The following is a 26,270-nucleotide window of genomic DNA, read 5'->3' on the forward strand; positions in this document are numbered from 1 at the left end:
CCCAATGACCCCGCCGGGATCGAAGCGTTGAAGGATTGAAGGATGAAAGAGTCAATGACTGAAGAATCACGATGAAGCGCATCGATTTGCCCGAACTGTTTCCCGGCATGCTGGCGGTGCGCGTGGGCTGCATGCTGGGCTACCGCGTCAGCGCGGCCACGCCTGCGCTGCTGATGATCCAGCCGCGGCTGACGCCAGGCCAGACGATGTTTTCGGAACGCCTCGATATCGGCGCGGGGCTGCAGATGGCGCACTCCGTGGACGCGTACCGCAATCCCGTCATCCGGCTCGTGCTGCCCCCCGGCGTGACCACGATACGGTATGACGCCATCGTCATGGTGCCCGACAGCGCCGACAGTCCGCAGCCTTCAGGCCATGGCGACCACCCTGCGGCGCTGCCGCCGGACGTGCTGCGCCAGACGCTGCCCAGCCGCTATTGCGAGTCCGACAAGCTCTTCGGGATGGCCCGCAACCTGTTCGGGCACCTGCCGCGCGGCCTGCATGCCGCGCAGGCCATCTGCGACTGGACCCACCGCAACCTGCAGTACCGCCATGGATCGGGCGACGCGACGCTGTCGGCCTGCGAGGCGCTGGCCCGCGGTTATGGCGTGTGCCGCGATTTCGCCCACCTGATGATCGCGCTGTGCCGCGCGCTCGACATGCCGGCCCGCTATGTCGCCGGCTACATGCCGCTGTCCGGGCCCGGCGACGCCGGCACGGATATCGGGGTGGACTTTCACGCCTACGTGGAAGTGCATGCCGCCGGCGCCTGGCATGTGTTCGACCCGCGCCATAACCGGCCCCACCTGGGCCGGATCGGCATCGCCCACGGCCTCGATGCCGTCGACGCCGCCTTCGCCACCCTCTATGGCAACGCCGATACCACGGCGTTTGCGGTCTGGGCCTATCCGGTCGATTCGTCCCGGGTGCAGGTGGGCGACCCGGTCTGCCTGCCGTTCCACGGCGCAGCGCAGCCGCAGCCTGATACGCCCTCGCCCCTTCATTTCCGCAATGACGGACCCGGCGCCCATGGATGCCAGGCAGGCATGTCGGCGCTTCCCGCCGAGTGAGCCTTGCCGCACAGGCATGCTGCCGTTGGATGCGGCGCACACGCTGTATGGGGGAGAAAGCGGCAGTCGCGACGACCTGCGCCGTGACGCTCAAGCAGTTCAGGCAGGAAGGAAAAACGCCATCGAGGCTTGCAGGTCGCAAACAGGTTTTGAGTTTCGACAAGACGCCCTGGCCGCGCAGCGGAAACTATAGTCCGGATATCCCGGACGAACAGGCATGAAGCCCGACCAACCCTTTTCCGCATCCCGGCCGACCGGCCCGAAAGGCCCATCAGGCACGCCCGGCAAGCCCGGCGCGCCCGGACAGGGCAAGCTGCCGCCGCGCCGGGCCTGGCTGCTGTTTCTGCTCGTCCTGTTCGGCAACTACCTGGTGATGCGGGTGTTCTTTCCGGATGCCGACGCGCCTGTGACAGTGCCCTATACGGTGTTCAAGGAAGAGGCCGCCAAGGGCAACGTCAAGTCCATCTACAGCCAGGGCGCCAGCATCGAGGGCCGGTTCGGCGCGCCCGTCACCTGGCCGCCGCAGGCCGGCGACGAGGCCGACAAGCGGCCGGGCGCGCTGGTCGAGCCCAAGCCGCGCACCGCGTCCACCTTCACCACCACGCTGCCGGCCTTCGTCGACCAGGGCCTGGAGCAGTTCCTGATCAATAACAAGGTGGAAATCAGCGCGGTGCCGATCCAGAGCGGCAGCGCGTTGGGCACGCTGCTGTTCGGCTTCGGCCCGGCGCTGCTGCTGATCGGCTTCTACGTCTGGCTTTACCGGCGCGCGGCGCAGCAGGGCGGCGGCATCGGCGGCGGCCTGTTCGGCATCGGCAAGAGCAAGGCGCGCCGCTACGACCAGGAACAGGAAGACCGGGTGACCTTCAATGACGTGGCCGGCATCGACGAAGCCGAGAACGAGCTGGTGGAAGTGGTCGACTTCCTGAAGGCGCCGGAGAAATACACCCGCCTGGGCGGCGCCGCGCCCAAGGGCGTGCTGCTGGTGGGCGCGCCCGGCACCGGCAAGACCCTGCTGGCGCGCGCCGTCGCCGGCGAGGCCGGCGTGCCGTTCTTTTCGATGAGCGCGGCCGAGTTCGTGGAAATGATCGTCGGCGTCGGCGCGGCGAGGGTGCGCGACCTGTTCAAGCAGGCACGCGAAAATGCGCCGGCCATCATCTTCATCGACGAGCTGGACTCGATCGGCCGCGCCCGCGGCCAGGTCGCCATCGGCGGCTCCAGCGAACAGGAACAGACGCTGAACCAGATTCTGACCGAGATGGACGGCTTTTCCAGCCGCGAGGGCATCATCGTGCTGGCCGCCACCAACCAGCCCGACGTGCTGGACAAGGCCCTGCTGCGGCCCGGCCGCTTCGACCGGCGGGTGGTGGTCAACCTGCCCGACAAGCGCGGCCGCGAGGCGATCCTGGCGGTGCATACCCGCAAGGTGCCGCTGGCCGCGGACGTGGCGCTGCAGGAGCTGGCGGCCGCCACGCCGGGCCTGTCGGGCGCGGACCTGCGCAACCTGGTCAACGAGGCGGCGCTGCTGGCCGCCCGCCGCGAGCAGAACGAGGTGCGGCACAAGGACTTCATCGATGCGCTGGAAAAGATCGTGCTCGGCCCCGAGCGGCCCATCCTGCTCAGCCAGGCCGACCGCGAGCGCATCGCCTATCACGAGAGCGGCCATGCGATCCTGGGCCTGGTGGTGCCGGGCGCCGACCCGGTGCACCGTGTCACCATCGTGCCGCGCGGCCAGGCGCTGGGCGTGACCTACCAGCGGCCGCAGACCGACCGCTACAACTATCCCGAAGCCTATCTGCGCGCCCGCATCGTCGGCATGCTGGGCGGGCGGGTGGCCGAGGAAATCATCTATGGCAGCCGCACCACCGGCGCGGAAAACGATATCGAGCAGGCCACCGGCCTGGCGCGCAGCATGGTGACCCGCTGGGGCATGAGCGACCGGCTGGGCATGGTGCAGCTGGCGCCGCGCCAGAATCCCTACCTGGGCGGCAGCGTCGGTTTCGGCGGCGAGAAGCCCTTCAGCGACGAGACCGCGCGCATCATCGACCTGGAGGTGCAGCGCATCATCGACGAGAGCCATGCCGAGGCCACGCGCCTGCTGACCCGGCACCGCAAGGCGCTGGATGCGCTGGTGCGGGCCTTGCTGGAACGCGAAACCGTGGACGAGATGGAAATTCTCGACGTCACCGGCCTGGAGCCTGCGCCGCCGCTGGAAGGCGCGCCGGTGCCGCACGCGGCCAGCCAGCATCCGTCGCACGTGTAGCCTGGCGTGGCCAGGGCGGGAAACTAAGGGGATGAGCAGTAATCAAACGGTGTAAGCATCGCTTGCCTGGCCACCCCGGCCATGGCGCGGTGGCAGGCCATGTCTGGTCTCGGCCCTTGTGCCGCGTGCAGACCGGGGCGCAGGCACTTGTGGCGCCTTCCCGGCTGTGTGGCGGAAAAGAAAGCCCTTATGCCAGATCACCATATCGTTGTTGTGGGCGCTTCCGCCGGCGGCGTTGAAAGCCTGCAGGCGCTGGTTTCCTCGCTACCTCCCGACCTCAATGCCGCCATTTTCGTCGTGCTGCACATCTCGCCCAATTATGTCAGCCACCTGCCCGACATCCTGAGCCGGCGAGGTCCGTTTCCGGCCAGGCATCCGGCGGGCCGCGAACTGATCCGGGCCGGCCATATCTATGTCGCGCCGCCGGACCATCACCTGCTGATCGAAGGCGAGCATGTGGTCGCCACCCGCGGACCGAAGGAAAACCGCAATCGCCCGTCGATCGACGCGCTGTTCCGTTCGGCCGCCTACCATTACCGCGACAGGGTGATCGGCATCGTGCTGTCGGGCGCGCTCGACGACGGCACCTCCGGCCTGTGGAATATCAAGCGCATGGGCGGCATCGCGATCACGCAGGATGTGGCCGAGTGCGCATTCGATTCCATGCCCTCCAGCGCGCTGGCACAGGTCGACGTGGATTTTTCTCTTTCGGCGTCCGGGATGGGGCAGCTCCTGGACCGCCTGGTGCAGGAGGCCGCCCAGATGAACAGGAAGGATGCGCCGCAGGTGCAGCGGCAAGGACAACCCGACAGCCCGATAGGTCTTGAAGTGGAGATCGCCATCGGCGATCAGGCGCTGGAAAAGGGCATGGTGGCGGTTGCACCGCCGTCGCCCTTCGCCTGTCCGGAGTGTCACGGCGTGCTGATGGAAATCCGGGAGGGCAAACGCACCCGCTATCGTTGTCATACCGGCCATGCCTATTCCACTAGCGCCCTGTTGTCCGAGCTGATGGACAACGTCGACCAGAGCTACTGGAAAGCGATGCGCGGCCTGGAGGAGGCCGCCATGCTGCTTGGAAGGGCCGGTGAGGAATTGCGCGAATCGAACCGGCATGACGCGGCCGAGCTGTTCCGGCAGGAGTCCGAACGCACCCGCCTGCAGGCTGAGAAGATCCGGGAAATCGTTCTCTCCAGCAAGCGCTACAGCGGCGACAGCCTGGTCGAGAAAGCGGAGCGGAATTCCGGCAATCAGGAGTGATGCCGGCCTGCAGGTCGATCGGACGGCCCCTGCAGGAGGCCTTAAGTGACAAACAATTGGGATAATATCCACATATATAACCTGTTATGCTAGCGCATGGAATGGAGCCGCGATCTAAAGATGTATCCTAGATACTGGCACAATCGCTTAAAGCGCGGATTTGGGCTCGGTGCTGGTGTTGCCTACCATCCTTGGTTGCGAGTCAGAGACGTCCCGTCCATTGGAACCTCTGGAAATCCCAAAGGCATCAAAGTTTCACGCATTTACCATCTGCTATCGACGCCAGAAAGAGTCTTCTTTCATCTGCTTGACCGGCAACCGAATGTTATTGATATCCGTGAGCAGTTTCCTATATTGCATCTGAATGAGACTCAATCCATCTGCAGCGAGTTAGGCATTAGGCACACCCGCCGTGGTCCCTATCCAGAGCCGTTTACGCTTGACTTCTTCGTTACGCGTCAGACACCTTTAGGGGTGGTGTTCCAAGCAAGAAGCATCAAAACACCTGAGCATGCAGCTGACCCAAATGTAAGACTTAGACTTGCCGTTGAGCACATTTGGTGCCAAGCGCACGGCATCGATTGGAAACTGATTGATACAAGTGGGTTTACAGGAAACTTACTATCAACCCTTACCTTCATGCGGGGTTGGTCAGTACAGCGGTATATCCCGAATCCAGAACAAGCTGATGAGTTTGCTAAGGTATTCCATAACATTTACACCAAGAATCTCCCACTGCGAGAAATAGTCGAGTTATGCAGCAAACGCCTTAAGCGTGGTTATGGGCACTGCCTGAATGAATTCCGCTATTGCGCTTGGTCTAATCGTATCGTAGTCGATCTAACTGCAAAATTGACACTTCACCTACCTGTCGTACTTCGTAATGGTCGTTTCTAATAAATTCATTTTGGGGCAGAAGGATGAGCCTCTTAAAGTGGGACTAGTTATTGAAGTAGCACAGGAAGCCTCTCCTATGCTTCTGCGTGTTACTCACGTTTTTACTTATACGATCTACTTAATGCCTGTTTCGACTTCAGATATGGCACGTTACGCCGTCCGTCCACGCGCGTGGCCCTTGTTGAAGGTAAGGCAGAATCTTGATTCTGGTAAATGGCGTATAGGCCGCTTACGATTACCCCAAGAATTTTTAGACCGTCATCCCGTGACTGCAGGACAGGAGGATCCTGTCGAAAGTTCATTCTCAGCAATTAAACCGCTTGTAGAAAAATTTGAAGATGAACGTAATTTAGCTCGGTCCGCATTCAGTGCACTGATCAATCAAAGAGCAGAGGAACTGGATCTCAGCCCTATTTCACTTCGACGGCTGCTGCTTCGTTTTTACTATTTCGGCCGTGACAAGAACGCTTTGATGCCGCTCCGGGCGGGACGCCCGGTTGGACCTCAGCGTCCACCTGCAACTAACGGTATAGAAGGTCGTGATGAAGGCTCATACCAGCCTAAACGTCGTGGCCGGCAACCTATTGAATCGAAGACCTTGGGGCCAAACACTTTTGTTGTAAATGGTGACGACGTTATTGATATGGTCAACTGTTTGGAGACGCTCGCTAATAAAGGCCGCGTAACACAAATTGCAGCACATAAAGAATATATCAAGAGCTATTTCTCCAAGAGGCACCCAGAGATATACGCAAACTATTTGGCGAAGAAGTGTCCCTTGCCGGTCACACTTAGACAGTATCGGGACATTACGAACAGCAATGCAAGACTATCCCGGGATGTTATAAAAAATGTTGCGGGACATGAGCGAAAGATAGCAAAGGGAGCATTGCTAGCGACTGGACCAGGAGAAGTCTACGAGATTGATGCGACAGGCGGCAGAATTTTCGTTGTTGATAGTAAAAATCCGGGCGTCGTACTTGGTACGCCAATCATTTATCTAATGATCGATAGATGGAGCCGATTCATTGTCAGCGTCTACGTCACGCTTCGGCCAGCGTCTTGGGAAGAGATCCGCTTCGTACTGCTGATTGCATTTACATCACGAAAGCGCCGCTTCACAAATCTCGGCGTAAATATTGACGAGGAGCGTTGGCCGCAGGGAAAAGTTTGTGCTCGCTTAGTTCAAGACCGTGGCTCTGAAATGCTTTCTCGCGCTATGCTAGATGCAGCCGTAGATGGCTTGCACATCGAAGCAGAGACACTGCCGCCACTCTGTCCAGACGGAAAAGGAATTATTGAGCGTGTAAATCGCGAGTTAAAGCGTAAGATGGCTCAAAGAGGGATCAAGGGCGTTTTTGCAGAACGTCCTTTAGACCCCAAAACTAAACGTAATTTCAAAGCAGCAAAGTCCGCTGCGGTTTATTCCCTGCGTGAAATATATTGGACTTTGATTGACATTGTTGATGCTCATAACAATAGTCCGCATAGCAATCTCGAAGTTCGGAGTGTTCTTAGAAGAGCACGAATCAGACCAACGCCCCGCGATGCATACCTTTGGGGCCTTAAAAACATTACGGGAATCGACAGTCCTCCGCTAACGGACGCTGACTACCAACGACTGCTTCTAAGCACTGACAAGGCTACCCTCGCAAATGGCAGCATTATGTACCGAGGGCGCAAATACCTTCCGATGAATGCCGCAGCTGAACGGCAAGCACGGCTATCTTCGTCAAGGCGTCGCGAAGTATCTATCAAAGTCGACCGCTCAGATCCAGTCGAACTGTATGCTCCAAACGGCGATGATGATTGGCCCCTATGGCGCGTGAACGCCGCCGGTTTACAAGAGCTTCAGGAGATTACGCAGGAAGAAGAAGATTTTCTAGGGGAAACCTACAGACTCCTTGTAGCGGAGACGAGAAATGATGCGTTCATCGAGGAGCAGAAGAGAACCAGTAAGCCTAAAAGAAAAAAAATCTTACAAGCAACTGAAGTTGCCAACTCCGGGGCAGAAATAATCGCTGCCCGCCGTAAATCCGAATCAACCGCGCTTAAGCAATCTCTTATAGGAAAGGCTAACGTTGAGCAAATAGCGTTGTCTAATGCAGTGGTGACATCTACAACTATGGCACCCGATCTGAGTTGGGAAGAGATCGAGAAACGTGAGCGGCTCGCAATTGTAGAACGGCAAAAAAAGGCGCGGAAATGACCAAGTATATAAGCATCCCAGCCACTTACAGGTCAACTGGTGTTCGACGGTTTGATGGCAATCCTTTCATCGAAGCTCTTCCACCTTTGGAAACTTCTAAAGATGCAATCCTTGATCGTCTCAAAAATTATCCGCCTGTGCCAACAACAGCCGACCTTAAGAAGAGTGAACTCGTCCGATCAGCAGAAGTCGGTTGTATTAACGAAATCGTTTACCCGTTTGCAGAGTATAAGCGGGCGGGAACCAATTTGACGATGAACATTCGTGAATCGTATGTTGCACGCAATCCACTTTCGGTTCAAGACGTTCAACGTCGACACGCAATCGCACTAAACCAATCAGACGTGCTCTTTCCTAGTAATTGGGTCTCCACAGCCAAGGGACAAACCCTGCTCGGTATTAGCGGGAGCGGAAAAACAACATTTGCTACAGCTTTCTCGCTGCCATATCAAGTCGTCATTGAGCATACGGAATATCAAGGTAAGCCGCTAATTTGCCGCCAAATTCCATGGGTCAACATTCGGATGTCACACGATGCGACGTTAAAAAGCTTATGTCTACAGTTCTTCGAGGTCGTTGATCATATTTTGGGCAATACAAACTATCGTCGACAAGCCGAATCCGTACGTATTGTGGCAAGAATGGTTATGCTAATTGCTCAAGTGGCGACAGCCGTATCAGTCGGTGTTATCTTTATTGACGAAATTCAAAATCTGAAAGCTGCTATTGGCAAGAACGCCGTATTTGTTCTTAACCTATTTAGCGAAATTATTGAGAAAGCCGGTGTTACTCTCGTAGTTGCCGGTACTCCGGCTTTGGGCTCTGTTATTGACGAAAATGTTCGCAACCTTCGCAAGCTTAACTCTGGAGGAGAGTCAACCCTTGCTCAAATGAAGTATGGTGACCCGGAATTTAACGCATTCTGTGACACTTATTGGGAGTATCAATACGTAAAAAAACCCGTAGCCCTGAATACCAAAATCCGGGAAGCCTGGCACAATTGCGGCGCTGGTAATCCCGCTTTTACAGCCTTGTCATTTATGTTGGCACAGCGAAATGAAATTGGGGGGCGCGAGGTCATAGACGCTGCAGCGTTCGATCGCGTATCTAAGATAGACATGGCCATCCTCGAACCCGCAATTGCAGCGTTGCGAAGCGGCAAGGGGAGCGAGCTCAAGAAGTTTGATGACCTTCTATTCAAAGAAGGATGTACCTCGCTTCGAAAACTAATTGCTTGGTCCGATGGTGGCGAGACGCCTAGTCAAAATAATGATGAGTTTTCCGAGCTGCAAGAGACTTCCGCAGTAGTGCGTCGAAAAGGTAAAAATAATTCGAGCGAGTCACAGAAGCGGCTTGTTAAAGGGGCCACAATTGCGCTACCAACCGAAGATCCTTTGATTGAGTAAGAGTGCCGGGCTTTGAGGTAATTATGAATGCAAGCTCTTTTCCATATGTGCCTACGCATATCAATGAAGAGCTTTTGTTTTCATGGATATCAAGGCTTCACTTTCTCAATGTGCAAAACAATCCTCGACGGACCTTAGCTGGGCTTTTTGGTTCGCATACCGGGATACCAAGTGCGGATCTTCCCTGCCGCCTTCAAAAATTTGTCGAATGCACCGCACCATGGGGACCATTTGACTCTGTTGATGACGTGGCGAAAACCGCTACCCTTTTCCCTTACTACGGTCTATTTCTCAATTCACAGCGCTATAGAAGTCTTTTTGAAACTATGAGAAACGATCATGGAAACGGATTAAAGCTTTCGCTAGGCTTAGTAGCAAATGGCTTTGGCGCATCAGTAACACTACGCAGCTGCAGAGATTGTGACTCCGAGTGCATCGCGAAAAATGGTTGCACAATACTGCACCGTGTGCATCAATTGCCATATGTATTGGTTTGTCCCATTCATGGCCAGGCACTTTATCAACACTTTCTGCAGAGCCAACAATCGCATCGACAGCGGCTAGTTGTGCCAACGCGAGATCTGTCTGCCCCTTCAATCAACATAGGTAACCGGAGCCTGCATCGAATTGCTAAATTGTCAAACGAGGCCTTGACTATTACAGTGCCTCAACTTTCCGCAACAACACGAAGCCAAGTCTACTTTTGGGGGATAGCGAAACACGGGTTTATTCGAAATGGTCGAACTGACTGGGATGCGCTTGCTAAGGCTGTTAAACAAGAGTATGAGGGATTTGGTGGCTTCCAATGTAAGCATCGCCTTATGTCAACAGAACAATGGCCGATGCGATGGTTATATGATCTCTGTCGTCGCCCAGAGCGCTCTTTACATCCGCTCTGTCATTTGCTTCTCATTGGGTTTTTATTTGGAGATATTCGGAAGTTTTTTTTATGCGCAGAAAATCTAATGGTACCAACTCCGACGATAGATCCAATTGCTGCGGTTCGTAATGAGAAAAAAATTGATGTAGAACTATTAAATTCCTTGTTGACTGATGAGACACTTTCGTGTCGGCAGATTGCAAAGAAGGTTGATGTCTCAACTAATACTGTAGTTATGCAGAGACGAAAAATTGGTGTTCGGATTTCGGAACGCCCAAAAAAATTTAATAAGTTAAAGTTGGAAGAAGTAAAAAAGTTGTTAAGAGAAGGCATTCCTGTAGAAACAGTCGCATCGCAAACGGGATTTTCATTGTCCTCAGTTTATAGAATTCTCGCTTTGCTTCCGGATGTGCAGAAAATTCGCCAAATGCAAACCCGCCAAACGGAGTGCTTGTTACATCGGTCACAATGGCTTGATGCCAGAAGGAAAAGCCCGGAAAAGGGCACAAAGCAACTTAGGGTTATTGCAGGCGGCGCTTATGCGTGGCTTTATCGCCATGATCGAGAATGGCTTTCCGAAAATACTCCTAAGCGTCCAAAAGGTGCACTGTCTTCTTATTCAAAAGTAAATTGGCCGGAGCGGGACCAATTACTAGCGGATGCGGCTGCTGCAGAGGCAGTAAATCTTTCCGCTTCACTTGATGGAAAACGAATCTCAGTAACTGCACTATTGCGTGCAACAGGTTTCGAAGCAAATGCATGCCGAAATCTTAACCGACTTCCAGCCCTCGCACGTGCGATAGCGGAGCTTGCCGAGAGTGATGCAGCTTTCTATGAGCGTAGGCGAACTGTCGCGCACAATGAGCTTTTAGTGCAAGGAGATGAAGCGCCTGCAGAATGGCGCATTCAACGGGTATCCCGACTCCGAAAAAGAGACAAGGGTGTTAAGAATTGAATATTGAAAGCTAGAGCAATCTGTACATGGAACCAGTTGTTAAGGCGTAGTTGTAATATTCCAGGTTTTAACTTTCTTGCCATATCCATCATGCATGATTTATGCAAGACAGCATTAAATAACTTCCAAATTTTTTGACACGGCAAATAGGTTATTTTGCTATGGAAGCATAGTCCTTTGACCGATTTTCTATAACTGATGTACAAAATTTCATAGTCGTTGGGTTAATTAGAAGTCCCCCTTTTTTCAACACGCTTAGAGGTGTTAAATCAAGGCCTTTTTGGATGCATTCTGCTATTGTCCAGTTAATCACTCTGAATAAAAATTCTTGAGGCAACTCTGGCACGAGGGCACGGATTTCTTTGTTGCGTTGAGCAAACGCAGTGAGCGTTTTATTTGGCATTCTTAAACGCTTTGCTGCCTCCGATACGGTCCATTTTTTCGGCCGCCCAACCTCCGCATGGTGTTTCGCTTTCGCGATAGCCAAAGACTCTATAATCGTGGTTGCTCGATCCAGCTGTTGAGTGCGTGTCGAATCCTTCGAATTTAGCCACTTCCGGTCACGTGTGTAGGCCCGCGCGCGAGCCGCTTGCCTAGCTAGTCTTGCGCCGTTGCCTAAAATCAGCGTTCGATCTTGCATAATACTTGGCGGCTCATCCCACCGGCTCACGGTGCGGTGACCTCCTTCATGCATCCAATCGTAAAGCCATGGCCTTGCATTTAGATAAAGCATCCAGTAGACGAACGGCCGTTTCGCTTTTAAGTCGCCTCGGTCATGCCCATCGGTTGTAAATTCTTGAGCGAACTGTTGCGCCTCTGAAATGCTCGTTGGCCGAAAGCAGCTCTTTGGACCTCGAGCTCCCTGTGGCACCAGCCTTGCAGTTGGTGGTAAGGATTTTTGAGCGGCAACTAGGTTTTTTGCTTCATCGAAGTCTATTCCACAGCCAGCAAGGATTGCTATCACCAAATGCGGTGCCAGCTGAGAAATGGAGAATTTTCGTACTCGCGATTCATACTTAATTCCTTGAGCGCCGGGGCGCCGACATAGCCAGTCGAGCCCTTCTATCCCGTATGAATCAATTAAAATACTTCGAATACTTTGGCCTATAGATAATTTCCTATCAGCTACTGCTTGGCTGACTGCATAAGGTGATAAATAAAGTAGTTCAAGTTCTCCAGGCAAAGCATAAAGCGCGTTATGCGAAAATTTGGCAAGAGCGTACCAACCTTTATTTGCGGTTTCACGCTTGATGTTTGAGATCACTTCTTTTCCACATACGCATTGTATTGGCATAAGCGTCGGCTCGTTCGATGAGCATAATGGCCGTCCACATGTGCAGCTGTCCTGCAACATCAGCTTGTGATGGGGACAGGCTCTGCTTCGAAGCTGATGCGTGCGATGAAAATAAGGAAAACCAACAGTTCGTAAATCGGCCTCGATACATGCAGGACAAACCCTCAACATAGGTGGTGAGAGCCGCGGCTTACTATGTTTTAACTGGCGATTCAGTTCAAGCCCTACTGATGCGGGCCGAAACGTATCCCAATAAGCTTTCGTTGTAAAGGTGCTAACAAATGAATCGTGTTCTATTCTTAGCATTGATGCTAATGCTCGCACGTAGTGTGCGCTGTTCAAAGGGTCGGCAACCGAAGATTTTGCATTGACATTCAGGCTAAGTGTACGAGCAAAATTTGCGAACGACGGTTCAGCGTTGAGAATAACAAAGCGTGAAAGCCAGCTACCCATGAGTTCATCGGGAAATGCTATAGGGAAGTAAGGTATTGCCGGCACAGCAATATTTGCTTGCAATTTTAACTAATCTCCCGAGGGAAAGATTTACTGAGTCCGATCACATAAATTGCTGGCCAATCGGATTCGCGCCAGATGTCAGCCCATTCCTCTAACTTGGTGTTACCAACACCAAGTGATACTGGGATGACTGCCCTAGGTTTCAACAGTTCCGCTTATAAGCGAACCACTACTGATGAGCGCAGTTGCAGTCCATGCGTATTTCAGAGGTCTCGGGGTTCGTTCGATATATTGACAAGTGAGATACTCAATTCCGATCCAAGAGCAGCCGCGATGCGGTGCAGAATCTGTATCGAAGGGTTTGCAACGCCACGCTCCAACTGCGAAACGTAAGTACGATCAACCTCAGCGGCATGCGCCAGTGCCTCTTGGGATAGACCGATTTTAGCGCGTGCCGTTTTGATGTCTTCAGCCAATCGGTCTTTTACTTGGCAGAAACTTTTTCTTTTCATCCAACAAGGATGGTCGAAAAGTGACTGGCAATCCACGGAATATAATCTACAATGCTCGAATCAGTATTGGTAGTCCACTATTCACACTATGAATCGAATCAACTGGCGCTTCGCTGTACTCCCCGATTTAGGCGAATCTGCAGCACCGCGTGTCTTGAGTAGCGATGCACTGATCAATATGATCACAGTTCACCGGCCCAATATTGCTAAGCCCACAATACTTTCAGTGATCAACGATTTAGTAGCGATTTCGGCAATTCGTCAGATCTCTGCGGACTTGTTTCTTAATCAGCGCTGTGATCCTCCGGCTCTTCCCGCTGAAGCAGCCAATCATATTCGTAAAGACGCTGTTCTATCGCTGCAGTCCGCGCTATATGAAGGTGGCGTAATACATCATCGACAAGACAGCTTTACTGCCGTATTGCCAGCCACCCATCTAAAAGTCTGGGACAAAGAATTTATTTATCTTGGGCAAAGTACTTTTGAGTTCCATATTCTTCCCTCCGATTATTTTCCGCCGATACTGGGAGATCGCGAAGACGTGATGGATAAGACAAAACCATACCCATGTTTTACTTGCGAAAAGGCACTACTCGATTGGCTTTTCTTGGAAAAATCTCGCAATGCTGACCTACCAAAGGTGAACCATTTTGACCTTAAAAAACTTAATATGGAACGCTTGTTTGAACTTTCGGCAAGAATGAACCTGCGTTATTTGCTTGAGCGATTTCTAAGCCAACGAATAGAAAAAATTTCTTCAATTAGCGTAGCTGAAGCAGTGCCAACGCCCGGTACAATCCGTACAAACATCGCGCGGATCCCGAGGATATTAAATTCCCTTCGTGAAATATGGGAACACAACCCTGAACTGAGTTTTTGCGAAATTTTGACTGAAATATGTCCTAGAGAGTCTACTGAAAATTTCCCAAAATTAGAAGACGCTGAGTGGGAAGATGGTCTTGCTGCATTCCGACGGTGAACTACTAATGGTGCCTGCAATCATTTGGTAAGCCATGAACTACTTTTTAAAGGGGAAAACAGAGACGTGATTTTGGAAATGAGGTTTAATGTTTTCCCCATACTAAAGCTGAGTTCCGCAGATTGCTCCCATGTGCGGCAATTAAATACGCGGAAGCCCGTATTGCCCAGCTGCTCTTTTGAAAAAAGAAGAGGCCGAAAGCTTTTGCTCAAAGCATCAACGGATAGTCATTAGCGAGGGTAAACCAAATTTCAAGTTATGGTTTTTGACCTCTTGAGCCATTTACTGGGCATTATGCCGCTGGGCGCCACAATCCGCGTTGAAAAAGGTACGCGAGCAGCGTGATGTAGCCTTGAATTCTCATCTCCAGAGCGTATGGGATGCCAATATGCAGATCTATGGCTGAAAAGGTCAGTCTGATAACAGCTGCGATGGGAAGAGGCAGCTGTGTAGCGCGCTGTACGGTCAAACGGCTCATGCAGCGATGTGACTCGCGTGGCGTTGTGCGCGTCAAGTCAGTTCAAACCACAATCGGCGACAAAGCGACAGCGTTACCACTTTACCGACTAAATCGGCAGCTTAAGACGCAGCTGCCGAATTAGCTCTAAATCAGAGATCTTTACGTAAGTCTCGACTTAGCAGAAGGATACGTCGCCTTTGTGACCGACATCTTCCCCTGGCGCATAGCAGGTTGCCAGGTGAACATATCAAGGCAGACAGACTTTGTTCTGGATGCATTGGAAAAGGCGCTGTAAGTCCGGCAGTCGGAGCGGGTGGCACCTTGATCCACCTATCCAGCGGGGTTAATGTTCGTCCATCGTCTTGTCAAATGCGTGATGACCAAACAGCATCCTGTCTCCCTTATTATTTTCTTGTAGTGGTTTTCAGTTTGGCGCGTCAAGCATACAGGCTAGAGAGCCAAAATCTTACTGGTATCTATCACCATGCGGGATAGTAACAGGGTGAGCGCACTGGGCAATCTCATAGACCTTTTTGACCAGAGGGTCGTCCAATTTCGTCCACTGGGCCATTCCGATATTCGCCAGATCTCCGGTAATTTCCACCTGACGTGTAAAGCTTGCAACAGAATAATTTACCTCACCTTTTATCGAGCAAGACAATCTGATGTTACAAAAGCGGTCACCCTTCGAGAAACTTGATTCGGTTATAAGAATCTCGTACACAACCACCGAGCTCAACTGCGGCGAATCTGTCTCGATCTTGAAGAAGCCCAGCCGCTTGAGGTAGGGCACAAGCTCCAACACCCATTGATTGGTGTCGGTCTTTAGGAAATGCTTGAAAAGTTCGTCAGTGTTTATTACTCGCGCCATGTTTTACTCCTAAGTTAGGCCAAAGTTTTTCCGAAGAAACTTGCATTTGTATAACGTCGGTTGCAGTTGGTTACTTTAGCAATGTCGACACAAAAAGATTGAACTGTCGATTTCAAAAATGCTGGAAAAAAATGGCACGAAATAGGTTGAGCTGGTGCTGGTAGACGACTGGCCACAAGACGCAATTGAACAAGCGCTGCCCTACAGCGTCTATGAAGTCGCGGCTAACCAAGGCAAATCGGGGCTTCGTTTTTGATCGCCGGGTTGTATTTTCGTTGTCGACTAATGAATGATGAGATGCTAGGGCTGTTCTCGATTGCTTGTTTTAAAATTAGCTAGATTGCCGCTTCGAGATGGATGGCGGCGAAATATATAAAGAATACGCATCCGGGAAGTTGACGTTGGCCAAGCCGGAACTGGCTAATTGTCTGCGGGCGCTGCGTGCCGGTGACATCTTGACCGTATAGAGCCTGAGCCGGCTGAGTCGGCTGCTGGTAATCCTGACTCCAGCGCTATTCGCCTCCAAAACCTCATCCCGTCTACGGATATTGCCACGTGTGAGTACCCAGTTTCATCTTCTTTTCCGTCAGTTCTCATCATGTCCGAGAAGCATATGAGAACGTCGCCAGCGCGTACCCGCTCGCTTTTAAGAATTTTCAACGTCATTTGGTTATTTTTTAAGAAAAATACGTTTCAGCTCCCTGCTGCCCGAAGCGGTTCATTTGAATGATAGATTAAGCATCGCCGTTACTTTTTTCCTGAAGCTTTTTCGCCAGTTCTTGAACCGCCTGTTCAGCCTGTAAGCGACCCGCCTCTTTTTCCTTTGCGGTCGGACGGTCATCAGGCTTCGTTGGTGGAGCTTCGGACTTCAAACCTGTCGCCTGTAGTATTGCCAGAATTCTGCTGACAGCTGCGGTGAAATGGCCTCTCGGCCTGTTTGCACGATCATGATACGAGAACTGAAGGTTTCTGCACCGGTCCGCAATGGACTGATCTTCGAAGGATATGGGTTCTGCATGGTGAGCGAAGTCATTCCGAATTCCACGAATTGTGTCTAGATCAGCGCGACACTCCTTTGAAATTTTGCCCAGATAAAAGGCGAGTTTAATCCTGGCCGAAAACGAAGACAGCGGTGCGGTGCCCTCAAACAGATCCTTCTCGATTCGTTTGTCCGCGACAAGAGAAAGATAGAGAAGATCAGAAAGTGCTTTATCAAGGTATGCGGCTGCAAACAAGGCGCAACCCCGATCGGACTCTTTGGTCAGAGTCTGCCTGAACGCCATGAACTCCGAGCGTTGCTTTTCTAAAAATTGCTCAACTGTTGTGGTCATGATCAATGTCTAACGTCTAAATTAAAAGATCGCTGCAGGCAATCCACAGCAGTGGTTTGTTGGCTGAGGTCCATTATCGTTCTGCTCCAGTGAGCAGCAGTATTGGTCAGAACTTCACAAGCACAAGAGGTTGTGATTGTGAATCATGCCGAACTGGCGGAAAATCAAGGATCAGCTGGACGAGCGGGCGGCGGAGTACCTGCGGTAGCCTCTATAGGGGAACATCGTGAAGTCATTTGCGGGTGGTCGCGGTCGGCGATGTCCGTCCGCAGCCAACCGTAGCTGGAATCGGTTGCTTCAGAATGGGCTTTGTTCAGTCACTTCTTCTCTTAGCGCCATGACAGAAACCTCTGCCTGCCGAAAAAAGCATTGACTACTTATTTATGAAATGAGTCTTACTCTTTCTCACCGGGAAGAACTCTAATACGCAAGTGATCTACTGTATCAGCAAGGGGTTCGTAGTGTGGTCGGTCGTTGCAATCCGGTAAGAAGGGAAGGTCAGAAAACCGTTCAGCCAGTGTATTTTTGTTAGAAACAAGTTGCTTCTCTACCAGTTTGTCGCCACTCGGTTTCTTATGACGTTTGTCTGTTGACATGATCGCTCCAAAATTGATTGGGTACACAAATCATACGCTTGCGCGCGCCATCATGCCGTCATCAATGCTCGACGGATCTGTCGTGTATAGCTGCTAAGGTATCAGCAGGACTTTTCTAGTGTCATAACAAACTTCCGAGGGCTGCGTCCCTACGATACCCGCCTGCTGCTCAATTACCATGGTTTATGGTAATTACCTAAAATCGAATAATTCATGGTAAAGGAGTAGGCACTTCAATTAGTAATCGCTTCAACTTGACCTAACAAAAAGTGTCAGATCAAGTATGTCGCAGTTCGACCTGAAGATGTCCCATTATTCTTGGGTATAGCCGTATGTAACTCAGTTTCTGTAGCTGAGCCACTTAACCTTTACTGGAAGGGTCTCCTCAGGGAGAAGGGTATTGCCTCCCTCATCGGAGAGTGACTGTGACCCTGGAATAACTGAAACTTGGGTGCTAAACCCTGTTGTAGCCCCGCAACTGCGGTTAAACATAACCGCCTTGAGCTTGCCCGAAGGGGAGAGAACTGTTTGAGATGTTTCGTTTTCACACAGGCCACAACCAGACAAGATCATCGATAGGGCAAGCAGGATAAAACATGTTCGCGCCTTTCTCATATAGTGAATGCTGAAAAAGTAGCCCAATTTCTTGCGCAATGATCGCTCTTGACCGGCTGTCGTCGTAGCTGGAACGAAGAAAATTGCCCCAAACCAGAAATTTGAGACGGGGTAAAAATTAGCCGCGTCGCAGTGCCGCCTATGGGCGCTACTCGAAATCGTCGAACTCGGTTCCGTCACTCGCCGGCGCTGGAGGCGGGGCGACCACCGTTTTGGATGGATAGAACCCTTGCCGTCCGTGGGTGTGGTCGTCGGTAAACTCGATGGCGTTCAAAGCACGAGCTGTAGCCGGGTCCACCGCCTCATTTTCAAGAACAATGATCTGGCCAGGGCCTTCGAAGCGCGACAGCCAGCCATAGAAGCTTGCGTTCACCGTGGCTGTTGGAATGTCTCGATCCATGTTGTCTGCTGACTCTTTTTGGGCGTAGGCCTTCAGCGGCGAATCTAACACGACCACGCCTAAGTGGGGATGCCCCTCCTTCAGTGCGTGCTGCATCAACGCGATGGTCATGGCGGAAAGGAACAGGCCGCGCTTGCCCGCGCCATAACTGAGACGCCGACGACCGTCAATGACCAAGTCGCAGGCAGCCGGGTCGACGTATACCGATTTGATGGACATGAACCCCCAGTCGTTGAGCATCTGTCGCGCGATCGCTCCGACCTCATCGCCGTGCGACCCCACGTTGCGAACGAGGACTGTCCTTTTCTGCTTCGTTTCCTGCTCGAGACGGGCGATCTCCCCTTTCAGCCGATCGATTTCGTCGAAGGCGTCTATCCATGACGAGAACCGCGTGTGGGATTCGGCAAGCTCGCGTGGGTCCGCATCAAATTCCTGCCCCGCGGCCCGTAGGACAAACGTTTCCTGCTCTTCCAATGCCTTAAGCGACGCCGTCAACCGTTGCACATCGGCGGTAGCAGTTGCGATGCGAGCCTCCTCATGGGCCACGGATGGCTGCAGGCCTCGCCGAAGTTCACGGATTTTCTCGGCCTCAGCGGCAATGGCATCTCGGTACTTTTTTGGCGCTCTAGGTTTCAGATCGCTGGGATCCAAGTGGTGCTCAACCGGCGTGCCGCAGAGTGGGCAGGTCGTCTCTTCTAACGCTTGGAAGAAGGCGATGCCCTCGTCCGTGGCTCCGAGTCGGGCAAGGTCGCTTAAATACTTCATGTCCAGCAACGTGAAACGCTCGCAGATCGCCGTGGCGCTTGCGAGCTGTGTCAATGCACTAGCGAGAGCACCCCCTTCCGCGGCGATTTGCTGTCGCAGTTCCTTCAGAACTGACGAGCGCGCTTGGAGTTGCGTCGTCAACATGTCAAGACGTTCGTCGACCCGTGCCAAGGCAGCGACAGTTGATGCGCGACCTGTGCCAGCTGGAATAAGGCCCTGCAAGCGCGCCAATTCCGATTCGGCGACCGCCAACTTACCTTTGGCTTGCTCTTTGAAAGAACTGCTCTTGTAGAGCTCCACCGCGGAGTCGTCGAGCCCGCTGAGGAACAGCGAGTAGGAAGAGACGCGCTTGTCCGAACCATGACCTTTGCCCTTGGTCGCGTCTCTTGAAATCATTCCGGGCTGGGAAAGCAGCGCCCAATGCCTCAGGTCGTCACCCGTGATGGCACCCTTCTCACTTCTTGTGCGAAGCACTTTCTTGCCTTCTGCTCCAGACAGTTTGACGAGCAACTCACCAAGCTCCTGCGCGACATCTTCGAGCGGGTTCGGCGCACCGGCCACGACCCAAATATCGTCCCGCCGTACCAGCACGCGCGCGGCACCGCCGGCCATTGCCTTGAGCACAAGGTACTCGTGCTCATCGTTCAGGAAGGCAAGCTCAAGCAAGTCATAGCCTTCTGACTCTGGAAACTGCTCTAGTGTTCCTGTCCCGCCCAACAGGAACCATATGCAGTCCCAGATGTGCGACTTGCCTGTATCGCTGGGACCGTGAATGAGGGTGCGATGTCCGTCGAATGACGCCACGGCCGGCACCAGGCCAGGACCGCTTACCCGCAAGTGTTTCAGCGTTATTGCCATTGACCCCTCCGTAGGCTGGTACCTTCAAATTCGGCACCCCACAGGTATCCTTGCTTGGCGAATCGTTCGGTCATGTCTCGCGAGCTGAGCGTGGCGAAGGTCACGGCCGCCCATCGACACCGATCTTCTAGTTCACGCAAGTAGGGTGACGTTAGCGCGCCGACCATGCTCCTGGCGCTATCGCCGGCAAAATAGGTTATGCCGGTCTCGTCCATGGCAACGGCGACGAGGCCGCGGGTACTCATCAGGTAGAGGCCCTGGGCGATGAGGTCGCGGCGGCTCAGGTACTCGCTGCCGCGGTAGGGCACCGGGGTGTGCAGGCTGGGGGGGCCGCCGAGATCGTTGGAATACACGATGGCGTAGTCGAGAAGAACGAGTTTCTGGAGGTCAGCGCCGGCTGGCTGCAAGGAGTTGAGCAGGTAAACCATCCGAACGCCCAGTTCATACGGCGAGTTGAAGGCGGCGGTGGGCTTGGATTTTTTCATTTGACCCACTTGAGCCTACCCCCGTTGACGAGGTGATGGCAGGTGCCAGGAAGGTCACCTCCACGAAGCTGGGGCGACAAGCGGCTCTCCTGTACTTGCAATGTCGACGCCTTGTCTACGGCTGCGTCGACACGGTCCATCCCCGTTTTGAGACGGAGTTGGGCGACCGTAGGGCGGATGCCCGCGTAAACCATATCTAGCAGTCGTTCAAACTCCTGCTCGTGTGGGTAGATGTCACGGCTGAAGCGCTGCAAACCCTCAGCGCAATAGAAGGTCTGCCGCTGTGCAGTGAGGTGTTCCTCATAATCGCTGCCAGGCACGTTGACCCGGGTCACGGGCGACGCCTTGTGCTCGGTGTAAGCGCGAAGAAGCTCGTCGAGATATTTGTCTTCGTGTCCAGCGGGCTGGACAGGCATAGGGTCATCATCGCCGCGTTTGGGCACGATGCCGAACAGGTCGTGGTGGGCATCCCTGTCGAGCGAGTGCCAGACCAACAGGTCGTGAGCAGCGCACTCGGTGAAGCGGCCGAAATCGAAATCGTCGATGGCAGTTTGAACGTCTTGCGTCAGCTCGTTCGCTCTGCCTTTCATGCCCGTGTGCTCATTCTTCCATGCATCGAGGAACTTTGCCTTAAAAGCTGCGGCACCTGAGGCCATCATGTTGTGGAGATCATTGCCGACTGCCCGCGGACAGCAGAAATAATAGTAACTCGGGCGGGGGTAAGTTCTTAAGGCCAATTGCTTGAAGAATTTCGCCATCTCCGGAAAGGCATTGCTGGGTGTCAGCCCTTGAGCGTAGTGCTTGGCTTGGTAAAGGTCCCAGCCGTCACGTACCAACTCCTTGCCAAACCGAGCTTCAATATCTCGGCCCCCGTCACCAGCCCCGCCTAGGCGCTTGACGACCGCATAATGGTGCCCGCCGGGAAGATCGCGCTTTCGCGCGGCAGCCAGGATCAAGTCTTCCCATTGGTCGGGATTCAGCAAAAGGATTTGCGACGACGGCTGGATGACGCCGCCCTTGGTTACGAGCTGGGTTTTCCGTGGTTTGTGGGTTGTGACTGGTTTTGGGGGCATATATCTGGAATATTTTCTGGCGCGGGATTTTCAGTGATCGCGTAGCGACGTATGTAGAGGGGTAGTCGGAAATCCAGTCACCTTTCCGATAACTAAGTAGATTGTCGCGCTTACACTATCTCCACAGTTTACTTCTAGTAATTGGGTCCAAAGCGCAACGGAACGAAAAACCGGGTTAAAGGCTCTCTTGAACCTAACCAGAAGAACAGCGCTGGCGGCCGGACGTCCAAACTGCAGTGAAAGCGGACGAAACTCTAAAATAGAAATGCCACGATCATTTGCTGACGCTCATATTTTTTAGCAGCACTTCATAATGGTTGAATGGCGAAGATTTGTCTAAATCAGCAATGAGCTGACCTTGGCACGCAACAATGGCCAAATGAGATTCTGCAGTTAAATCGCTAAAGAGCCCTTCAGCCCCTTTTAAAACGCCCCATTGCAACATTGAATGCCTCAGTCCGTGCAATCGGAGGCTCAGTTCATTCTCACTTGCTAAAAGCACTTGCCCTAATTCCTTAATGTCAAACATCGCACCTTGATTCGCATTAACAGTATCTGATATGACAACTACTGTACGTACTAAATGAAACAAGCGAAAAAGCTGGAGGCAAACGATAGGGCCAGTGTAATAATCGAGTATAGGAGTTTTGTTTATTTGAGTATGTCTAATTAACATACTCGTCGCGATTTTATCTGCATGTAGCTCTTCGGCTGTTGTTCTTTGCAGCTCAGAAAAATCATGTTCTAGCAAGTGCGCCAACTCATGATATAAAAGGTAGGATTCAATGGCGGTAAAAATTTTTCCAAACTTCACAAATCCACTTTTAGGATCATTGAGGTGGTCAATAAAATTGTGGAATTTTAACGGTGGCGGCTGATACTTGACAAAATAAATAGCGACTTGCAGGAAATCGTTCACCGCCTCTAACACTTTAGGATCACCACTTCGCAGTGAAGCTTCAATATCAGCGCCGCCCATAATATTTGAGTTTACGAAGTTAGTAGTGCGCGGAAGGCAGGTGCCTATTTTTGCCAAAGAATAATTGAGCCAAGCATATGACTTAGCCAAGCCGACAAATGCTGTAGAGATTATGATATAGCGAAATCCATTATTATATATACTTTCTGCTGCTGCATTGCCGCAGGGTAGAAAGCGGACCGCAATATTCGAAAATTTATCTCTCGAAGGATGTTTTTTTGGGTTGCTAGCTAGCATGGATACAACCCATAGCTGGTACATAGCTTCGAGGGGATTTTGAAAATTTTCAAAATCCAGCATCCATTCATAGCAATATTTCTTATAAAAATCTTTATTCTTATTTCGATGTTTTGCAATTTTGGATTTGACGAATTTTTTTGTTTCTTTTTTTACATCAAAAAGTTCTCCTTCAACAGTGTTTTGATGAATAAATTTATATGACTGGGTTTCTAAAGCTATGCTTAAAGAATCAAAGTTTTTTAAAATTGCCGGCCTATTCATCCGACTTTTTACTCCACTCAGTAGCACAAAGTGTTGAAACCCCTTCTTTAGCCAACAGCACGCAAAATGTTACGGGCGAAATGCCAGTAATTGCGCCAGAAACACAATCAACTAGAGCCGCAACCAACAGCACTTTATCCCCACGGCTGAATGATTCATGAACAGCATCCGATAGGCAGATTTTATCATGAAGTTTTTCTCTAAGATTTTCGTATATTTCTTTCCCCCGTTTGATAAGGTCGCCAGGAGACGCACCTTTAGAGAGGCCCGTTGCTAATTCAGCATAAAGCTCTTCAAAACTAAGATTTAATTTTTCGTGGATATTGTTCGTATTATTCATAAATTGGTAAATTGGTAAATTGGTAAATTGGAAAATTGGAAAATTAAATTGAGAGAAAAAAAGGAATGCAAATAAAATTATAAACTCAGTCTGCGTTCGATTAGACGGTTCGCACCATAATTTTAGAGTTCGGTTATGCAGATAAGGTAAAAAGACCCTCAACTCTTCACATAAAGTCTTTGCTGCACAGCGCGGCACTCGGCATTGTGGCCATTGGCAACGATTTAGAAGGATAAGAAAACCGCCTTAAGTTCAATGATAACAACCTCTAGTAAAACTATACCTTAAAATCGATGGCCTTTCACTGTTTTGGGGGTAAGTGACATCTTATCGATCTATGTTATACAACATGGTTTATTAGTTGCTTTTCATCTTCCGCCGAGATTAGAAGAAGGTCGGCTATCGGGTCGTGAACTAGTCATTCAGCGACAAATCTCCAATGTGTGGTCATAGCTAGCTGTCGTCGTAGCCCGAACGGAAAATTTCGACCCAATTCGGCCATTCATGGCTCACTGACTGAAAGTCCGGAATGTGATGCACAGCGCACGTTTTATTTGCTCAATTTAATGAACAAATAATGTGTGAAGACATCTTGTGCCAATTACGGTCTGCATCTTCGCAGACAAATGGGGCAACGGCGTGCGATCATGAACATTATTGAGCGGGTACTGGATAGGACATGAAAAGATTTCTTTACAGCATACTACTGCTATTGTTGGCGCACTTTGGATTTCTAGACAGCTTAGCTGCGGCTCAACTGACCGATGCCGAGAACGCGAAAACCGTGGCAAAACGAGATTATGTATCGGCCCAAGCGAAAATTCTTCAAGACTACAAGCATGCTACCGACGAATGTTCGAAACGGACCGGACCAGCCGAGAAGGAATGCAAAATCCAGGCTCTGGCAACGCGTGATGCCGCAGAAGAAGATGCCAAGGTTGCCGTTGACCGGCCTGGTTATACCGTCCCTTTGCCGGATCACGACCGCAAGAAAGCATCCGACGACGCTCGGGCAAGAGCAAAGGAAGACTACAAAGTTGCGCTTGCCAAAGTGATGCACGCTGATCGTTCAGCGAATATGGAGTGCTCAAAGCTGGATGGGCAGGACCGCAAAACCTGCGCTACCGAGGTAGCGACAAGAACGGCCAACGCGAAACGGCATGCCGAATACAATTACGGCCGCGATATTGAACGAGCCAAAGCAATGAAGGTGCCATAGCCACGTATTATCGGAATAACTTCCAAGGACATGGCCGGGACTATTGCCATTTATACTTTATCCCACTTCAACATTCCAAGTCATGCTGTCCTTGCTTCGTGAACGACTGTGTGGTCTAAGACTCTGCATGCGGCTTTTCTGAGCGGTATGTCACTACGCGGTACACATACAAAGTAACAATGATTCCGACAATCGTTTTTGACACAGGATCCACATATTTTGCGACCAATTGATATTCAGCCTGTAGCAAATAACCGGCAGCGGCAAGTAATCCCGTCCATATCAGTGATCCTGCTGTCGAATAGAGTAAATACTTAATCATCGACATCTTCGCGATTCCAGCGGGTACCGAAATTAGAGTACGGATGGCTGGAACCAGTCGACCAAAGAAAACTGCCTTCCGGCCGTGTTTTTGGAAGGTATCCAGGGCTTTCTCGATATCATCGGGCCCGACGGTAATCCAGCGACCATGTCGGCTCGCGACGTTCTTAAGCCGTTCTTTTCCGTAGAGGCGGCCGGCGTAATACCACGGCAATGTCCCAACTACGGAGCCTGCTACGCCTGCAACGAGCACAGCAACAATATTTAGCTCACCACGAGCGGCGGCGAATCCAGCCATAGGCATGATCATTTCAGAGGGAATGGGCGGGAAAATGTTTTCCAGAGCCATCAAGGCAAATACGCCGGAGTAGCCGCTCTGGGACAAAAACTGTACGATATGTTCGAACATAATTGTCATACCTAAATAAAGGGGATTTGAAACAGAGTAAACGTCCTAAATCTTTACGTCATGCTTATCCGCATGGAAATGCCTGATGGCTGCCTCAAAGTTAATTTAGAAACAATGTTTCAGCGAAGAATTGGATAATTGCCAAGTGTCATCTAGCGGATGTGTTCGCCGCTGCAACGGGACTGAGAACGGACTTTCACTTTGAAATGAGGAATGGTCGCCCCTTGGCCGGCTATCGTCCTAACTAGAGTATTTTTCCCCTTACGGACGGCCAGGAACTCGCTTTATCCATGAGCCGCCTCCTGAGGGTGATTAAGTTAAACGCATGTCTTCAGAACGGCGAGAAAAGATTCTATGAAGGCATTACTTGTCTATGGATCAACTTGGGGCAATACAGCCAAAGTTGTGCAGCGAGTGCCGCCACTCTTGTCGTTTCCAGTCGACATTGTCAATATTCGAACGTTGACCGGCGACAGCACCTTCGCCCAGTATGACTTATTACTTTTCTTCGCCTCGACTACAGGGGATCAAGAGTTGCAGGAGGATATGGAGCAATTCTTCGTACGGCAGACGCGAAATCTTTATGGCAAGCCCTATGCAGTGTGTGAACTGGGCAATTACTTCGGTTATGACGATTTTGATCTCGGCGCAGAACAAATTCTCAGGCATCTTCTTTGCCAAGCAGGAGGGAAGGAACTGATTCCTCCCTTCTGCATGGACAGCTTTCCTTACAAGGACTGGAATAACCTCGCGAGATGGTGCGTTCACTTGAATCAAGCCGCCAGCGAGTTGTGATGAAAGGTCTTATCGTATCCCAACGGGATTTCATCTACACCGGCTTCCTACCCGGCCAGCCGGCATCAATAGTCCAA

21 protein-coding genes are annotated in these 26,270 nt (G+C 51.7%); 10 read left to right on the top strand and 11 right to left on the bottom strand.

The genetic code is table 11. The features are described from left to right. Positions 1-71 precede the first annotated feature (71 nt). The 7 genes from ABC383_RS15640 (at position 72) to ABC383_RS15670 (ending at position 10,934) form a co-directional block, all read left to right on the top strand. The gene (locus tag ABC383_RS15640) at positions 72-1,070 is read left to right on the top strand and encodes a transglutaminase-like domain-containing protein (RefSeq protein ID WP_413015008.1); all 999 of its coding nucleotides are present in this window, start codon (positions 72-74) and stop codon (positions 1,068-1,070) included. A gap of 217 nt (positions 1,071-1,287) precedes the next feature. Next, the gene (gene ftsH, locus ABC383_RS15645; RefSeq protein WP_413015009.1) at positions 1,288-3,330 is read left to right on the top strand and encodes an ATP-dependent zinc metalloprotease FtsH; all 2,043 of its coding nucleotides are present in this window, start codon (positions 1,288-1,290) and stop codon (positions 3,328-3,330) included. A gap of 189 nt (positions 3,331-3,519) precedes the next feature. Further along, entirely contained in the window at positions 3,520-4,587 is a 1,068-nt protein-coding gene (locus ABC383_RS15650; RefSeq protein WP_413015010.1) for a chemotaxis protein CheB, read from the top strand. 96 nt (positions 4,588-4,683) lie between these two features. Continuing rightward, the gene (locus ABC383_RS15655) at positions 4,684-5,484 is read left to right on the top strand and encodes a TnsA endonuclease N-terminal domain-containing protein (RefSeq protein WP_413015011.1); all 801 of its coding nucleotides are present in this window, start codon (positions 4,684-4,686) and stop codon (positions 5,482-5,484) included. A gap of 76 nt (positions 5,485-5,560) precedes the next feature. Beyond that, complete coding sequence (locus ABC383_RS15660; RefSeq protein WP_413015012.1) at positions 5,561-7,693, top strand: integrase catalytic domain-containing protein; 2,133 nt, start codon at positions 5,561-5,563, stop codon at positions 7,691-7,693. Next, the gene (locus ABC383_RS15665; RefSeq protein ID WP_413015013.1) at positions 7,690-9,099 is read left to right on the top strand and encodes an ATP-binding protein; all 1,410 of its coding nucleotides are present in this window, start codon (positions 7,690-7,692) and stop codon (positions 9,097-9,099) included. Before ABC383_RS15660 ends, ABC383_RS15665 begins: the two co-directional genes overlap by 4 nt. 23 nt (positions 9,100-9,122) lie before the next feature. Next, positions 9,123-10,934: a TnsD family Tn7-like transposition protein gene (locus ABC383_RS15670; protein ID WP_413015014.1), complete on the top strand. Its 1,812-nt coding sequence runs from the start codon at positions 9,123-9,125 to the stop codon at positions 10,932-10,934. Positions 10,935-11,085: 151 nt separating this feature from the next. On the opposite strand, the gene ABC383_RS15675 is transcribed toward ABC383_RS15670, so the two are convergent. After that, positions 11,086-12,744, bottom strand: a complete 1,659-nt coding sequence (locus ABC383_RS15675) for a TniQ family protein (RefSeq protein WP_413015015.1) — start codon at positions 12,742-12,744, stop codon at positions 11,086-11,088. Between the two features lie 203 nt (positions 12,745-12,947). After that, the gene (locus ABC383_RS15680) at positions 12,948-13,196 is read right to left on the bottom strand and encodes a helix-turn-helix domain-containing protein (RefSeq protein ID WP_413015016.1); all 249 of its coding nucleotides are present in this window, start codon (positions 13,194-13,196) and stop codon (positions 12,948-12,950) included. An 88-nt stretch (positions 13,197-13,284) separates the two neighbouring features. Here ABC383_RS15680 and ABC383_RS15685 point away from each other — a divergent pair, with 88 nt between their 5' ends. Continuing rightward, complete coding sequence (locus tag ABC383_RS15685) at positions 13,285-14,175, top strand: hypothetical protein (RefSeq protein ID WP_413015017.1); 891 nt, start codon at positions 13,285-13,287, stop codon at positions 14,173-14,175. 926 nt (positions 14,176-15,101) lie between these two features. Here ABC383_RS15685 and ABC383_RS15690 read toward each other — a convergent pair. The 8 genes from ABC383_RS15690 to ABC383_RS15725 all read right to left on the bottom strand — a co-directional run bounded on the left by ABC383_RS15690 (position 15,102) and on the right by ABC383_RS15725 (position 23,449). Further along, entirely contained in the window at positions 15,102-15,506 is a 405-nt protein-coding gene (locus ABC383_RS15690) for a hypothetical protein (RefSeq protein WP_413015018.1), read from the bottom strand. Between the two features lie 734 nt (positions 15,507-16,240). After that, positions 16,241-16,837 carry an MltR family transcriptional regulator gene (locus ABC383_RS15695; RefSeq protein WP_413015019.1) on the bottom strand — a complete coding sequence of 199 codons (597 nt, stop codon included), beginning with the start codon at positions 16,835-16,837 and terminating at the stop codon, positions 16,241-16,243. A 395-nt stretch (positions 16,838-17,232) separates the two neighbouring features. After that, the gene (locus ABC383_RS15700) at positions 17,233-17,433 is read right to left on the bottom strand and encodes a hypothetical protein (RefSeq protein ID WP_413015020.1); all 201 of its coding nucleotides are present in this window, start codon (positions 17,431-17,433) and stop codon (positions 17,233-17,235) included. 763 nt (positions 17,434-18,196) lie between these two features. After that, positions 18,197-20,071 carry a hypothetical protein gene (locus tag ABC383_RS15705; RefSeq protein ID WP_413015021.1) on the bottom strand — a complete coding sequence of 625 codons (1,875 nt, stop codon included), beginning with the start codon at positions 20,069-20,071 and terminating at the stop codon, positions 18,197-18,199. Then, positions 20,062-20,556, bottom strand: coding sequence for an ABC-three component system middle component 2 (locus ABC383_RS15710; protein ID WP_413015022.1), 495 nt, complete (start codon positions 20,554-20,556; stop codon positions 20,062-20,064). Before ABC383_RS15710 ends, ABC383_RS15705 begins: the two co-directional genes overlap by 10 nt. Further along, positions 20,553-21,539, bottom strand: a complete 987-nt coding sequence (locus tag ABC383_RS15715) for an ABC-three component system protein (RefSeq protein WP_413015023.1) — start codon at positions 21,537-21,539, stop codon at positions 20,553-20,555. The genes ABC383_RS15710 and ABC383_RS15715 overlap by 4 nt, the downstream gene beginning before the upstream one ends. A gap of 364 nt (positions 21,540-21,903) precedes the next feature. Next, complete coding sequence (locus ABC383_RS15720; protein ID WP_413015024.1) at positions 21,904-23,109, bottom strand: phage exclusion protein Lit family protein; 1,206 nt, start codon at positions 23,107-23,109, stop codon at positions 21,904-21,906. Further along, positions 23,102-23,449 (bottom strand): hypothetical protein, encoded by a 348-nt coding sequence (locus ABC383_RS15725; RefSeq protein WP_413015025.1) that lies wholly within the window; start codon positions 23,447-23,449, stop codon positions 23,102-23,104. Before ABC383_RS15725 ends, ABC383_RS15720 begins: the two co-directional genes overlap by 8 nt. Positions 23,450-24,128: 679 nt before the next feature. On the opposite strand from ABC383_RS15725, the gene ABC383_RS15730 reads away from it, so the two are divergent. Beyond that, positions 24,129-24,668, top strand: coding sequence for a hypothetical protein (locus tag ABC383_RS15730; RefSeq protein WP_413015026.1), 540 nt, complete (start codon positions 24,129-24,131; stop codon positions 24,666-24,668). Between the two features lie 115 nt (positions 24,669-24,783). Here the strand turns inward: ABC383_RS15730 and ABC383_RS15735 are convergent, their stop codons facing one another. After that, a complete protein-coding gene (locus ABC383_RS15735) occupies positions 24,784-25,398 on the bottom strand; it encodes a DedA family protein (protein WP_413015027.1) in 615 nt (204 codons plus the stop codon). 354 nt (positions 25,399-25,752) lie between these two features. Here ABC383_RS15735 and ABC383_RS15740 point away from each other — a divergent pair, with 354 nt between their 5' ends. After that, on the top strand, positions 25,753-26,193 hold the full coding sequence (locus tag ABC383_RS15740) for a flavodoxin family protein (protein ID WP_413015028.1): 441 nt from the start codon (positions 25,753-25,755) through the stop codon (positions 26,191-26,193). Positions 26,194-26,270 lie beyond the last annotated feature (77 nt).

It is taken from the genome of Noviherbaspirillum phoenicis, from assembly GCF_047237965.1.
Classification (GTDB): Bacteria; Pseudomonadota; Gammaproteobacteria; order Burkholderiales; family Burkholderiaceae_D; genus Noviherbaspirillum_A.

What these genes read in the sequence shown, in the direction of transcription:
- ABC383_RS15640 (WP_413015008.1), top strand. Translation starts at nt 72, where the DNA reads ATGAAGCGCATCGATTTGCCCGAACTGTTTCCCGGCATGCTGGCGGTG.
- ftsH (WP_413015009.1), top strand. Translation starts at nt 1,288, where the DNA reads ATGAAGCCCGACCAACCCTTTTCCGCATCCCGGCCGACCGGCCCGAAA.
- ABC383_RS15650 (WP_413015010.1), top strand. Translation starts at nt 3,520, where the DNA reads ATGCCAGATCACCATATCGTTGTTGTGGGCGCTTCCGCCGGCGGCGTT.
- ABC383_RS15655 (WP_413015011.1), top strand. Translation starts at nt 4,684, where the DNA reads ATGGAATGGAGCCGCGATCTAAAGATGTATCCTAGATACTGGCACAAT.
- ABC383_RS15660 (WP_413015012.1), top strand. Translation starts at nt 5,561, where the DNA reads ATGCTTCTGCGTGTTACTCACGTTTTTACTTATACGATCTACTTAATG.
- ABC383_RS15665 (WP_413015013.1), top strand. Translation starts at nt 7,690, where the DNA reads ATGACCAAGTATATAAGCATCCCAGCCACTTACAGGTCAACTGGTGTT.
- ABC383_RS15670 (WP_413015014.1), top strand. Translation starts at nt 9,123, where the DNA reads ATGAATGCAAGCTCTTTTCCATATGTGCCTACGCATATCAATGAAGAG.
- ABC383_RS15680 (WP_413015016.1), bottom strand. Translation starts at nt 13,196, where the DNA reads ATGAAAAGAAAAAGTTTCTGCCAAGTAAAAGACCGATTGGCTGAAGAC.
- ABC383_RS15685 (WP_413015017.1), top strand. Translation starts at nt 13,285, where the DNA reads ATGAATCGAATCAACTGGCGCTTCGCTGTACTCCCCGATTTAGGCGAA.
- ABC383_RS15690 (WP_413015018.1), bottom strand. Translation starts at nt 15,506, where the DNA reads ATGGCGCGAGTAATAAACACTGACGAACTTTTCAAGCATTTCCTAAAG.
- ABC383_RS15695 (WP_413015019.1), bottom strand. Translation starts at nt 16,837, where the DNA reads ATGACCACAACAGTTGAGCAATTTTTAGAAAAGCAACGCTCGGAGTTC.
- ABC383_RS15700 (WP_413015020.1), bottom strand. Translation starts at nt 17,433, where the DNA reads ATGTCAACAGACAAACGTCATAAGAAACCGAGTGGCGACAAACTGGTA.
- ABC383_RS15705 (WP_413015021.1), bottom strand. Translation starts at nt 20,071, where the DNA reads ATGGCAATAACGCTGAAACACTTGCGGGTAAGCGGTCCTGGCCTGGTG.
- ABC383_RS15710 (WP_413015022.1), bottom strand. Translation starts at nt 20,556, where the DNA reads ATGAAAAAATCCAAGCCCACCGCCGCCTTCAACTCGCCGTATGAACTG.
- ABC383_RS15720 (WP_413015024.1), bottom strand. Translation starts at nt 23,109, where the DNA reads ATGAATAGGCCGGCAATTTTAAAAAACTTTGATTCTTTAAGCATAGCT.
- ABC383_RS15725 (WP_413015025.1), bottom strand. Translation starts at nt 23,449, where the DNA reads ATGAATAATACGAACAATATCCACGAAAAATTAAATCTTAGTTTTGAA.
- ABC383_RS15730 (WP_413015026.1), top strand. Translation starts at nt 24,129, where the DNA reads ATGAAAAGATTTCTTTACAGCATACTACTGCTATTGTTGGCGCACTTT.
- ABC383_RS15735 (WP_413015027.1), bottom strand. Translation starts at nt 25,398, where the DNA reads ATGTTCGAACATATCGTACAGTTTTTGTCCCAGAGCGGCTACTCCGGC.
- ABC383_RS15740 (WP_413015028.1), top strand. Translation starts at nt 25,753, where the DNA reads ATGAAGGCATTACTTGTCTATGGATCAACTTGGGGCAATACAGCCAAA.